This window comes from Jejubacter calystegiae, assembly GCF_005671395.1.
Taxonomy (GTDB): domain Bacteria; phylum Pseudomonadota; class Gammaproteobacteria; order Enterobacterales; family Enterobacteriaceae; genus Jejubacter; species Jejubacter calystegiae.
The window spans coordinates 1,006,022-1,018,961 of the sequence record NZ_CP040428.1; the positions used below are offsets into that span (position 1 = coordinate 1,006,022).

General features: G+C 55.1%; 10 protein-coding genes, 1 tRNA gene and 1 pseudogene. 7 read left to right on the forward strand and 5 right to left on the reverse strand.

Annotated elements, in window-relative coordinates; all coding sequences use genetic code 11:
* Positions 1–5: 5 nt before the first annotated feature.
* Positions 6–800: a formate dehydrogenase accessory sulfurtransferase FdhD gene (gene fdhD / locus FEM41_RS04675; protein WP_338324501.1), complete on the reverse strand. Its 795-nt coding sequence runs from the start codon at positions 798–800 to the stop codon at positions 6–8.
* A 191-nt stretch (positions 801–991) separates the two neighbouring features.
* On the opposite strand from fdhD, the gene fdnG reads away from it, so the two are divergent.
* From fdnG to fdhE, 4 genes are read left to right on the forward strand one after another with little or no spacing between them, the layout of a single operon-like run.
* Entirely contained in the window at positions 992–4,039 is a 3,048-nt protein-coding gene (gene fdnG, locus FEM41_RS04680) for a formate dehydrogenase-N subunit alpha (RefSeq protein WP_138094886.1), read from the forward strand.
* A 12-nt stretch (positions 4,040–4,051) separates the two neighbouring features.
* Positions 4,052–4,957 (forward strand): formate dehydrogenase subunit beta, encoded by a 906-nt coding sequence (gene fdxH, locus FEM41_RS04685; RefSeq protein WP_138094887.1) that lies wholly within the window; start codon positions 4,052–4,054, stop codon positions 4,955–4,957.
* Positions 4,954–5,589, forward strand: a complete 636-nt coding sequence (gene fdoI, locus FEM41_RS04690) for a formate dehydrogenase cytochrome b556 subunit (protein ID WP_138094888.1) — start codon at positions 4,954–4,956, stop codon at positions 5,587–5,589. The genes fdxH and fdoI overlap by 4 nt, the downstream gene beginning before the upstream one ends.
* A complete protein-coding gene (gene fdhE, locus FEM41_RS04695; protein ID WP_138094889.1) occupies positions 5,586–6,515 on the forward strand; it encodes a formate dehydrogenase accessory protein FdhE in 930 nt (309 codons plus the stop codon). Before fdoI ends, fdhE begins: the two co-directional genes overlap by 4 nt.
* Before the next feature lie 37 nt (positions 6,516–6,552).
* Here the strand turns inward: fdhE and FEM41_RS04700 are convergent, their stop codons facing one another.
* Entirely contained in the window at positions 6,553–7,233 is a 681-nt protein-coding gene (locus FEM41_RS04700) for a prepilin peptidase (protein WP_241666574.1), read from the reverse strand.
* Positions 7,234–8,148: 915 nt separating this feature from the next.
* Here FEM41_RS04700 and FEM41_RS04705 point away from each other — a divergent pair.
* Positions 8,149–8,243: transfer RNA gene (locus FEM41_RS04705), tRNA-Sec, on the forward strand.
* Between the two features lie 149 nt (positions 8,244–8,392).
* Here the strand turns inward: FEM41_RS04705 and FEM41_RS04710 are convergent.
* Together FEM41_RS04710 and FEM41_RS04715 are read right to left on the reverse strand one after the other, a co-directional pair.
* Positions 8,393–8,898 (reverse strand): annotated as a pseudogene (locus tag FEM41_RS04710) (MFS transporter); the annotation flags it as partial.
* Positions 8,899–9,045: 147 nt separating this feature from the next.
* Entirely contained in the window at positions 9,046–10,017 is a 972-nt protein-coding gene (locus FEM41_RS04715; RefSeq protein ID WP_241666576.1) for a LysR family transcriptional regulator, read from the reverse strand.
* Between the two features lie 70 nt (positions 10,018–10,087).
* Here FEM41_RS04715 and FEM41_RS04720 point away from each other — a divergent pair, with 70 nt between their 5' ends.
* Positions 10,088–11,404, forward strand: a complete 1,317-nt coding sequence (locus tag FEM41_RS04720) for an MFS transporter (RefSeq protein ID WP_138094891.1) — start codon at positions 10,088–10,090, stop codon at positions 11,402–11,404.
* Between the two features lie 16 nt (positions 11,405–11,420).
* Positions 11,421–12,497, forward strand: a complete 1,077-nt coding sequence (locus FEM41_RS04725) for a tartrate dehydrogenase (RefSeq protein WP_138094892.1) — start codon at positions 11,421–11,423, stop codon at positions 12,495–12,497.
* Positions 12,498–12,580: 83 nt separating this feature from the next.
* Here FEM41_RS04725 and FEM41_RS04730 read toward each other — a convergent pair whose 3' ends face one another.
* Positions 12,581–12,940, reverse strand: coding sequence for a flagellar protein FliT (locus tag FEM41_RS04730; RefSeq protein WP_138094893.1), 360 nt, complete (start codon positions 12,938–12,940; stop codon positions 12,581–12,583).

Genomic DNA, 12,940 nt, shown 5'->3' on the forward strand with positions numbered 1-12,940 from the left:
TCAGGCTATACCCGCAACCGCTGAGGATGGGTATAAACCGTAGCGCGTCCCGGCTTGCTGAAACCCACCAGCGTCAGATTCGCTTTATGCGCCACTTCAACAGCAAGCGTAGTGGCGGCAGAAACGGCAAACAGAATTTCCACGCCGCACATCGCGGCCTTCTGCACCATCTCGTAGCTGGCACGACTGGAAACCAGCGCGGCCCCTTCCTGCCACTGCTCGCGGCTGCGATGACCCAGCAGCTTATCCAGCGCCACGTGGCGCCCCACGTCTTCATGACCGCTGGCTATCTCACCGTCGGGCATCAGCCACGCGGCCGCGTGGGTACAACCGGTCAGTTGGCCCACGGGCTGAAACTGACGCAGCTGATCCAGCCCGCGATCGAGGGCGGAAAGCTCAAAACGCTGAGTAAAGGGCAACGGCGTGACCGGGCGAACCACCTCATTCAGTTGCTCAACCCCACAGACGCCGCAGCCGGTGCGGCCCGCCAGCTGACGACGGCGCTCTTTCAGCCCCATAAAGCGGCGGCTGGAAAGCTCGATATGTACCTCGATTCCCCGACAGCCCCGCTCGATATCCATGCCGTAGATATCATTAGCGGATTCAATAATGCCTTCCGATAACGAGAAACCTAATGCAAAAAATTCCAAATCACGGGGTGTCGCCATCATCACAACGTGTGAAATACCGTTATAGACCAGCGCGACCGGTACCTCTTCGGCCAGCCAGTCATCGCTGGCGTTATGCAGATCGGCACGTGACCAGACCGGCGCTGCACGATAGCAAGCGCTCTCAATCACATTTTCTTGTCTTTTTTTTGTAAACTCATTCACTATTTTTTAACCGTATATGAACTGTTTTAACGGCGTTATGGTATTCTTTAACCATTACCCCTCACTCAGAAGGGGCAATGTGTTCAATTCTGAACCTAAGCGGCTCCAACCGCAAAAAAAACTCTCAATGTGACGTGTCGAATAACAAGGAGTGACCCATGCAGGTCAGCAGAAGGCAGTTCTTTAAGATCTGCGCTGGCGGTATGGCAGGCACCACTGCGGCAGCTTTGGGTTTTGCACCCGCCGTCGCGCTGGCAGAAACGCGGCAGTATAAGCTGCTGCGTTCCCGGGAAACCCGGCAAACCTGCACATACTGTTCCGTCGGCTGTGGGCTGTTGATGTACAGCCTGGGCGACGGTGCAAAAAACGCCAAAGCCTCAATTTTCCACATCGAAGGCGATCCGGATCATCCGGTGAACCGCGGTGCCCTGTGCCCGAAAGGCGCAGGACTGGTGGACTTTATTCATAGCGAAAGCCGCCTGAAGTATCCGGAATATCGCGCTCCTGGCTCCGATAAATGGCAGCGCATCAGCTGGGAAGACGCCTTTGAGCGTATCGCGAAGCTGATGAAAGCCGACCGCGACGCTAACTTTATTGCCCAAAACGACCAGGGCGCCACCGTTAACCGCTGGCTCTCTACCGGTATGCTGTGCGCATCCGCTTCCAGTAACGAAACCGGCTATTTAACCCAGAAGTTCGCCCGCTCCCTTGGGATGCTGGCGGTCGACAACCAGGCGCGTGTCTGACACGGACCAACGGTAGCAAGTCTTGCTCCAACATTTGGTCGCGGCGCCATGACCAACCACTGGGTGGATATTAAGAACGCCAACCTCGTCGTCGTAATGGGCGGGAACGCGGCCGAAGCGCATCCGGTCGGATTCCGCTGGGCGATGGAAGCCAAGATCCACAACGGCGCCAAACTGATCGTCATCGATCCGCGCTTTACCCGCACGGCATCGGTCGCCGACTTCTATACGCCGATCCGCTCCGGTACCGACATCGCCTTCCTGTCGGGCGTATTGTTGTACCTGCTGACCAACAATAAATTCAACCGCGAATACGTTGAAGCCTATACCAACGCCAGCCTGATCGTGCGTGAAGACTTTGGTTTCGACGACGGTCTGTTCACCGGCTACGACGACAGCAAACGCCAGTACGACAAAACAAGCTGGCACTACGAACTGGATGAAAACGGCTTCGCGAAGCGCGATACCACGCTCAGCCATCCGCGCTGCGTCTGGAATCTGCTGAAAACCCACGTTTCGCGCTATACGCCTGAAATGGTCGAAACCATCTGCGGCACGCCGAAAGCGGACTTCCTGCAGGTCTGCGAATATATCGCCGAAACCAGCGCCAAAGACAAAACCGCCTCGTTCCTCTACGCACTGGGGTGGACTCAGCATTCCATCGGCGCTCAGAACATCCGCACCATGGCGATGGTTCAGCTACTGCTGGGCAATATGGGCATGGCGGGCGGCGGCGTTAACGCGCTGCGCGGCCACTCCAACATTCAGGGACTGACTGACCTGGGGCTGCTTTCCACCAATCTGACGGGCTATATGAACCTGCCCAACGAGCAACAGCTGGATCTGGAAACCTATCTTGCCGCCAATACGCCGAAGCCACTGCTGGAAGGCCAGGTTAACTACTGGGGTAACTACCCGAAATTCTTCGTTTCGATGATGAAAGCTTTCTTCGGCGATAAAGCGACGAAGGAGAACAGCTGGGGCTTCGACTGGCTGCCGAAATGGGACAAGGGCTACGACGTCCTGCAGTACTTCGAGATGATGAACGAAGGCAAGGTCAACGGCTACATCTGCCAGGGCTTTAACCCGGTAGCCTCGTTCCCCAACAAGAACAAGGTCGTGGGCGCACTCAGCAAGCTGAAGTACCTGGTGACCATCGACCCGCTCAACACCGAAACCTCTACCTTCTGGCAGAACCACGGTGAATCCAACGATGTGGATCCGTCGCAAATTCAGACCGAGGTCTTCCGTCTGCCCTCCACCTGCTTTGCCGAAGAACATGGTTCTATCGTCAACTCCGGTCGCTGGCTACAGTGGCACTGGAAAGGGGCCGACGCCCCCGGGGATGCGCTGAACGACGGTGAAATCCTGGCGGGTATCTTCCTGCGTCTGCGCGAAATGTATCAGCGCGACGGCGGCGCGGTGCCGGAACCGGTACTGAACATGACCTGGGATTATAAAACCCCGGAAGCACCGGATTCCGAAGAGGTGGCGAAAGAGAGCAACGGTAAAGCGCTGGCCGACATTCTGGACGACAACGGCAACGTGCTGGTGAAAAAAGGGCAGCAGCTCTCGACCTTCGCCCATTTACGGGACGACGGTACCACCTCCAGCGGCTGCTGGATTTTCGCCGGTAGCTGGACCGAACAGGGCAACCAGATGGCGAACCGTGACAACGCCGATCCCTCTGGCCTGGGCAACACCCTGGGCTGGGCCTGGGCGTGGCCGCTTAACCGCCGCATTCTCTACAATCGCGCCTCCGCCGACCCGCAGGGTAACCCCTGGGATCCGAAGCGCAAACTGCTGGAATGGGACGGCGCCAAATGGGGCGGCGTGGACATCCCCGACTACAGCACGGCGGCACCGGGCAGTGACGTCGGGCCGTTCATCATGCAGCCGGAAGGCATGGGGCGCCTGTTTGCTATCGATAAGATGGCCGAAGGTCCGTTCCCGGAACACTACGAGCCTTTTGAGACGCCGCTGGGCACCAACCCGCTGCATCCCAATGTAGTCTCTAACCCGGCGGCCCGCGTCTTTAAAGGCGATCTGGAAGCCATGGGCAAGGCCGATAAGTTCCCCTATGTGGGCACCACTTATCGTCTGACCGAACACTTCCACTTCTGGACCAAGCACGCGATGCTGAACGCCATCGCCCAGCCCGAACAGTTCGTCGAGATCGGCGAAAAGCTGGCGAATAAGCTGGGGATTGCCCAGGGCGATACCGTGAAGGTTTCCTCTAACCGCGGCTACATCAAAGCCAAAGCGGTGGTGACCAGGCGTATCCGCACCCTGAACGTCCATGACAAAGAGGTGGATACCATCGGTATTCCGATCCACTGGGGCTATGAGGGAATTGCGAAGAAAGGTTTCCTTGCCAACACCCTGACGCCGTTCGTCGGCGATGCCAATACCCAAACGCCGGAGTTCAAGGCGTTCCTGGTTAACGTTGAAAAGGTGTAACGGAGACGAGATATGGCTTATCAATCACAAGACATTATTCGCCGCTCCGCCACCAACGGTTTCACGCCTGCCCCGCAGGCGAGAAATCACCAGGAGCCCGTGGCGAAGCTTATTGACGTCACCACCTGCATTGGCTGCAAGGCCTGTCAGGTGGCCTGTTCAGAGTGGAACGACATCCGCGACGAAATTGGCCACAACGTGGGGGTGTATGACAACCCGGCTGATCTCACCGCGAAATCCTGGACGGTCATGCGTTTTTCGGAAGTGGAAGAGAACGGCAAGCTGGAGTGGCTGATCCGCAAGGACGGCTGCATGCACTGCGCCGATCCGGGCTGCCTGAAGGCCTGTCCGGCGGAAGGGGCTATCATTCAGTATGCCAACGGCATTGTGGATTTTCAGTCCGAGCACTGCATTGGCTGCGGCTACTGTATTGCTGGTTGTCCGTTCGATGTGCCGCGTATGAACGCGGACGATAACCGGGTCTACAAGTGCACACTGTGCGTGGATCGCGTCAATGTGGGTCAGGAGCCCGCCTGCGTGAAGACCTGCCCCACCGGGGCTATCCACTTTGGCAGCAAAGAGGATATGAAGAACGTGGCAAACGGGCGGGTGGAAGAGCTGAAAACCCGCGGCTACCAGAATGCCGGCCTCTACGATCCTCAGGGCGTTGGCGGCACGCACGTGATGTACGTGCTGCACCACGCCGACAAGCCGAATCTGTATCACGGCCTGCCGGAAAACCCGGAAATCAGCGAAACCGTGAAGTTCTGGAAGGGAATCTGGAAACCGCTGGCCGCCATCGGCTTTGCGGCCACCTTCGCCGCCAGCATTTTCCATTACGTGGGCATGGGTCCCAACCGCGTGGACGATGACGACGACGATGATACGGACACAAAAAGCGATGAGGTGCGCAAATGAAAAAACGTGACACCATCGTGCGCTACACGGCGCCGGAGCGAATCAACCACTGGATAACCGCCTTCTGCTTTATGCTGGCGGCCATCAGCGGGCTGGGGTTCTTCTTCCCCTCCTTTAACTGGCTGATGTACGTTCTGGGCACGCCCCAGCTGGCGCGGATACTGCACCCCTTCGTGGGCGTGGTGATGTTTGCTTCCTTCATCATCATGTTTTTCCGCTACTGGCACCACAACCTAATCAACAAGGAGGATATCTTTTGGGCGAAGAATATTCGTAAGATTATCGCCAATGAGGAGGTCGGCGACGTCGGGCGCTACAACCTCGGCCAGAAGTTCGTTTTCTGGTCGGCTATCCTGCTTTTGATACTGTTGCTGGTCAGCGGCGTGATTATCTGGCGCCCCTGGTTTGCGCCCGCGTTCCCGATTCCTGTGATCCGCTTTGGCCTGATGCTGCATTCATTTGCCGCAGTGGGGTTAATTGTGGTTATTATGGTGCATATCTACGCCGCCCTTTGGGTTAAAGGCACCATTACCGCCATGGTGGAGGGCTGGGTTACCAAAAGCTGGGCGAAGAAACATCATCCACGCTGGTACCGGGAACTGCGCCAGAAACAGGAAAAATCGACTGAATGAGTATTCGCATTATCCCGCAAGATCAGCTGGAGAAGAGCGATAAACGTGCGGCGGAAGTGATTCCGCCGTTATTGTTCCCCAGACTGAAAAATCTTTATAACCGCCGCGCCGAGCGCCTGCGTGAACTGGCGGAAAGCAATCCGCTGGGCGACTACCTGCACTTTGCCGCCCTCATCGCCCATGCCCAGGAAGTGGTGCTGTATGACCACCCACTGGAGATGGATCTGGCCGCGCGCATTCGTGAAGCAGCCGAACAGGGCAAGCCACCGCTGGACATTCACGTTCTGCCCCGCGACAAACACTGGCAGCGTCTGCTGCATTCGCTGATCGCCGAACTGAAGCCGGAAATGAGCGGCCCGGCGCTGGCGGTCATCGAAAATCTGGAAAAAGCCTCTGAACAGGAGCTGGAAGAGATGGCCAGCGCGCTGTTCAGCAGCGATTTCAGCGCCGTCAGCAGCGACAAAGCGCCGTTTATCTGGGCCGCGCTGTCGCTCTACTGGGCGCAGATGGCCAGCCTGATTCCGGGCAAAGCGCGCGCTGAATACGGCGAACATCGCCAGTTCTGCCCGGTGTGCGGCAGTATGCCGGTTTCCAGCATGGTGCACATCGGCACCACCAACGGCCTGCGCTATCTGCACTGCAACCTGTGCGAAACCGAATGGCACGTGGTGCGCGTGAAGTGTAGCAACTGCGAGCAGACCCGCGACCTGCACTACTGGTCGCTGGAAAGCGAAGAGTCGGCCATCAAAGCAGAAAGCTGCGGCGACTGCGGCACCTACCTGAAGATTCTCTACCAGGAGAAAGAACCGAAGGTCGAAGCCGTGGCCGACGATCTGGCCTCGCTGGTGCTGGATGCGCGCATGGAGCAGGAAGGCTTCGCCCGCAGCAGCATCAATCCATTCCTGTTCCCCGGCGAAGGGGAATAGCGCCTTTCTGGCGTGGCGAAAGCCGCGCCAGATATCATTATCCCATCAGCCAGACGCCCCACCCGGCCAGTGCCAGCCAGGGACCAAATGGCACCGCTTCACCCAGCGCTTTCCCGGAAAATAGCTTTGCCAGTACCACCAGCGCCAGCGCCATCAGGGAAGCGACCAACAGCACCTCAGGTATCGCCCGCCACCCCAGCCAGGCGCCCAGCGCCGCCAGCAGCTTAAAATCACCATATCCCAGCCCCTCGCGCCGCCGGACAGACCAATACAGCCAGTAGATTATCCAGAGGAAAAGATAGCCGCCAGCGGCCCCCAGCACCGCCTCTTCAAGATTGACCGGCGAGTCATCAGGTAACAACAGATGGAATAATAAACCGCCCCACAGTAGCGGCAGCGTCAACATATCGGGCAACAGCATATGCTGGAAGTCGATAACGGCCAGCGCCAGTATGCTCCCACAAAAGAACAGCCAGAAGGCCATGCACAGCGGTTCGGTAGCATAACGCCAGCACAGTAGCGTCAGCGCCATAAACAGCAACTCAATGGCCGGATAGCGCCACCCAATCGCCTGGCGGCAAAAGGCGCAGCGCCCGCGCAACATCAGCCAACTAATCACCGGTATGTTGTGCCAGAGACTCAGTTTATGGCGGCAGTGAGTACAGTGAGAGCCGGGCACCAGAAGATTAAAACCATGGCTGCTTCCCCTGGTTTCCATGGCAGGAATCCGCCAAATAACGACATTAATAAAACTCCCAAGGCAAAGCCCGAAGAGCCCCAAAAAGATGTATGGAATAGCGACCTCGACGTCCATGTAACCGTCTCCATGATAAAAAAGGCGCGACAATCATCGAATCGCGCCTTAGCCAGATGGGAAAACCGGTGTCGTTCGTTCGCCATCTCTGCGACACCATCACCGGCTCCACGCCTTATAAGCCGACGGATATATCTGTCCTCTTCGCCGCTGTGGCCCATATCAAACCCGCGGCGAAAACAGATATATATCCAACCGAACCATTTATTCACAAAAAATAAAACTAAGAGCAATTTATTACCAATCCATGCGATCCATCCCGCAATAAAAATCATTAAGCTAAGATATAATAAACACAAATAAACATTTTACATACACAACTTCTCCACCCTAAATTTTATATATCACACAAGTTAATATCGAAAAAATGCAATCGGCGGGAGCTGATTGATATAACAGGAGATACAACAGAACCTACCCCCGAGAAACAGAGAATTCGTTCTCTGAAACCGGGAAAGTGATAACTGCCGATAAAAACAAATATTCTGCACTCTAAAAATATTCATCCGATATGATTCACAGCACTCAAAAAAAAGCACAGTAGACTGAAAACATATTATTAATAATCCAGAAAACTTTATTCAATGTATTTACGAGGAAAACATAAATTGCAGAAATAACATTTATGATAGAGGTAAAAAAAAATTACGGACAGTGATAACCTCTTTGCTGCAAATCAGGACTTACCGCTCTTAACGATACCTGAAAAGCAAAATAAGCCCCTGACGGCGTAAAAATGAGCAAAAACCCTGCCAGGGCTAGTGGTTAGCGAAAGAAAGGCGCTATAATGCGCTCGCCTCCATGTAGCAATGCAGGCGCGGAAGATCGTCGTCTCCGGTGAGGCGGCTGGACTTCAAATCCAGTTGGGGCCGCCAGCGGTCCCGGGCAGGTTCGACTCCTGTGATCTTCCGCCAATTTGCTCCTCCCGAACCTTCCTGAAGTTAACCAAACCCTGGTCATCTCTGAACACCAACCGACTGCCCGGTTCGTCAACGCCACTAGCCAGCGATAAAAGCGAAGAGATACTTAACTGTCGCGAAAAACAACCTTAACCAGAATATATTTATGATGTTCGCCAATCCCCCCCTTCCCGGCTCGCCAGGGCGATAAGCGCGAGCACAACAGGCGCCAGCGCGCCCCACAGTACAGCATTCCAGCCAAACTGATTCAGTAACGCTCCCGAAGAAAACGACCCCACCATCATCACGCCGAACACAATAAAGTCATTCAGCGACTGGACCCGCGTTTTCTCTTCCGGGCGGTGATAGTCGATAATGCTGGCCGATGCGCCCGTGAATCCCAGATTCCAGCCAAGACCCAACAAGATCAACGACAGCCAGTAGTGTGCTACTCGGTCCCCGCCAGCCCTACCGCGATCGACAGCCCGGTAATCACCAGACCAGCGATGCCCACCCGGTTAGCGCTAAAGCGGTTAATCAACCTGCCCGTGAAAAAAGCGGGCCCGTACATGGCAATCACGTGCCACTGAATCCCCAGGTTCGACACCTGCTGCGAAAGGCCATGCTTATGCATCGACAGCGGCGGCGCCGCCATCAGAAAATTCATCACCGATAAACGATTAGCCAAAGCGGAATATCGTCCGATTTTCAACATTATGCAATCGAAAGCAGAGCAACTCAAAGAGGGCAAAAAGCGTTAATCGTCAGATATCAGCTACTCTCCTGACCGTTGCATGGAAGCCATTGCATCATGCCATTACTGGCTAATGTCGCCATAAAGCTCCGCATGATCTTCAATCACCTGTAGCATGCTTTGCCGGATATCATCTTCTCTGTCTTTAAGCCATACCACCGATAGCGGTAGCCCCGCCAGCGCCGACGCCGATGCGATGGGCAGAAACTTCACGCCATTCACCGCAAAACGGCTTATCCATAACGGCACTATCGCCAGCCCCATTCCCGCCGCCACCAGATTAATGATGGTTTGCTTCTCATTAGCAACCTGTGAAATTGATGCCTCAATCCCTGCCTCATGGAACAGGTTCATGGTCATATCATGGCTATGAGGTCGTGAGCGCCGCTCCGGCACAATCATCGGCATATTTTCCAGCTGGCGAATCTCAATACTCCCCTGAGCAGCCAGAGAATGATGCTGTGGCACTGCCACCAGCCCCGGTTCAAAACAAAGAAAGTGGTGAGCGATTTCCGCAGACATCATTTCGGGGGGTCTGATAAAGGCAATGTCCAGTCGGCCATTTAAAATTTTTGGGAGCAGGTTCACTGTTTTATCTTCATATATCTGAACCTCAACCTCCGGATATTTTATTTTAAAGAGCTGGATTAACTGAGGCAATAAACCAATGGCCGCACTATCGATAGCCCCCACCCGTAAAAGCGGATATGAATGATGTGACTTTTGACGAAACTGCAACATTAATGCATCCGCATGAGCCAGTAGCTTTCTGGCCTCTTCACGCAACAAAAGACCACTATCCGTCAACGCCACCCGCCGGGTAGAACGGGTAAATAATCGGGTCCCAAGTGACTCTTCTAACAGGCGAATATGCCTTCCCAGCGCGGAAGGTAGCATATCCATACGTTGCGCGGCCTGACCAAAATGCAGCGTCTGTGCGACAGTAAGAAAACAGCGCAACTGATGAAGGTCCATAATAGCTCCCAACGCGATTATATGATTTTTTTGTATAAACCCATGCGCATGATCATGCAACAAAACTCTGCATACTGGAATGAGCAGCCTGCTGCTTACCCTACAAAATAATGACAGAGGATAACCTCACATGACCTGCGAACTCGAAAAAAGGGTGATGCGAAAAATAACCTTACGCATCGTGCCCTTCATCATGATTTTGTATTTCATCGCTTTTCTCGATCGTGTCAATATTGGTTTTGCGGCGCTGACCATGAATGAGGATCTGGGCTTTTCACCTACCGTATTTGGTCTGGGCGCGGGGATCTTTTTTCTGGGTTATTTCCTGTTCGAAGTTCCCTCTAACCTTATTCTGCATAAAGTCGGAGCCCGCATCTGGATAGCCCGGGTCATGATTACCTGGGGGCTGGTTTCAGGCGCCATGGCCTTCGTTCAGGGCACCACCAGTTTTTATACCCTGCGCTTCCTGCTGGGCGTGGCGGAAGCTGGTTTTTTCCCGGGCATTATTCTCTATTTAAGTTACTGGTTTCCCGCACAAAAACGTGCCCAGGTGACCGCCATTTTTATGGCGGCGGCGCCAATCTCTACCGCCCTGGGCTCCCCCATTTCGGCAGCGCTGCTGGAAATGCACGGTTTTCTGGGGTTCGCGGGCTGGCAGTGGATGTTTGTTCTGGAAGCCATTCCCGCAATCATACTGGGCATAGTCGTGCTGTTCTGGCTGACCGATCGACCTGAAAAAGCCCGCTGGCTGAAAGAAGATGAACGTGCATGGCTCATCTCAACTCTTGCGGCGGAGCAGGCCCGCAAACCAGCTTCGGCTCAACACAGCATCTGGAGTGGGCTGCTTGATAAACGAGTACTCGCGCTGGCGCTGGTCTATTTCGGCACCTCTGCCGGGCTCTACACCCTGGGAATCTGGTCGCCGCAGATCATTAAAACACTGGGCCTCTCTTCCATGACTATTGGCCTGCTTAACGCCATTCCCGCCGTTGTTTCCGTGCTGGCCATGGTGCTGTGGGCGCGTCATTCGGATAAAACCAACGAACGCTCGTGGCATGTGATTGCCGCCTGCCTGCTGGCCGCTTGCGGTTTGTTGTTTGCCGGTACGGCAGGGACTGTGGTGACAGTGATCCTGGCGCTGACGCTGGTCAACTGCGGTATCAGCGCCTCGAAACCGCCCTTATGGAGCATGCCGACGCTGTTCCTTTCCGGCCCGGCTGCAGCCGCAGGCATCGCCACCATCAACTCCATCGGCAATCTTGGCGGGTTTATTGGTCCGTTTATGATTGGCCTGATTAAGCAACACACCGGCAGTTTCAGTTGGGGACTCTGGTTTGTCGCCGGGCTGCTGGTGCTCTCCTCTTTAACCGTATTTGCTCTGTCATCCATGTCGCACAGGAAACCAACCTCGCGGGACAGCGCTATCACACACCCCAAAATACATTAATTATTAAGGAAATATCATGAAGAAATATGCTATAGCCGCTATTCCTGCTGACGGTATCGGCCCGGAAGTGATTTCCGCAGGCATTGACGTTTTGCAGGCGCTGGCTCAGCGCCAGGGCAATATTGAATTCAGCGTGCAGACCTTCGAATGGGGTTCAGATTATTACAAAGCGCATGGCGTAATGATGCCGGAAGACGGGCTGGCGCAGTTGAAAGATTTTGACGCTATCTATTTTGGTGCCGTAGGAGCGCCGGATGTCCCGGACCATACCACGCTCTGGGGCTTACGTTTGCCGATCTGCCAGGGTTTCGACCAGTACGCTAACGTGCGGCCAACCCGTATCCTGCCCGGTATTCAGTCACCGCTGCGCAAAGCCGTCCCAGGCATGCTGGACTGGGTTATTGTGCGCGAGAATTCTGAGGGAGAATACTCCGGCCACGGCGGCCGGGCCCATAAAGGACTGCCGGAAGAGGTGGGTACCGAAGTCGCGATTTTCACCCGCACCGGCGTTACCCGCATTATGCGCTACGCCTTTCAGCTTGCGCAGTCGCGCCCCCGCAAGCTGCTGACCGTGGTCACCAAGTCTAACGCGCAGCGCCACGGCATGGTGATGTGGGACGAAATCGCGGCTGAAGTCGCGCAGGATTTTCCGGACGTCAGTTGGGATAAAATGCTGGTGGACGCCATGACGGTACGTATGACGCTGCACCCGGAATCTCTGGATACCATTGTGGCGACCAACCTGCACGCCGATATCCTCTCCGACCTTGCGGGGGCGCTGGCCGGAAGCCTGGGGGTCGCGCCAACGGCGAATATCGACCCTGAACGCCGGTTCCCTTCCATGTTCGAACCTATCCACGGCTCAGCCTTTGATATTACCGGCAAAGGCATCGCCAATCCGGTCGCCAGTTTCTGGACAGCGGCTCAGATGCTGGAACATTTAGGCGAACAGGAAGCGGCAACCGTGTTAATGGCGGCGGTGGAACAGGTCTGTGCGGCTGGGATTATGACGCCCGATGTCGGCGGTAAGGCCACCACTCGTGAAGTAACCCAGGCCGTGGTGAAGACCATTCTGGGCTGGCAGGAATCCTGACGGCATAATACAGAAGCCGCCCCCTGACAGGTGCGGCTTCAACGACTCACGTTAATAACGGGCCTCCCGATGTGGAGAAAGGGTTAACGGTACGGAGAAAACATCTGGCTGGAATAGGCGTTACTGCACTTCTGGTTCTGGCGAATATTATCAATCTTACCGCTCAGCGCATCCAGACGCGCCTGCAACAGCTGACGAATCTCTTTCTCGTTATTCAACAAGCAAGTCAGCGAGCTGAAAGCCTGCTCTTCATCATCAAACGCCAGCCCTCCTTTTTCCCCCAGCAGATTTTGCACGGCAGAGATGTAGTGGGTGTTTAGTTCAATAAAGTCATCCCAGTTACCCTGCTTTGCCTTAGTCAGCATGTCATCACTTAACTGTAGGGCAAGCTGATATTTCTGAGCAGAAAGGGCCATATTAGCCATAGGTGCAGAATTAGCCAT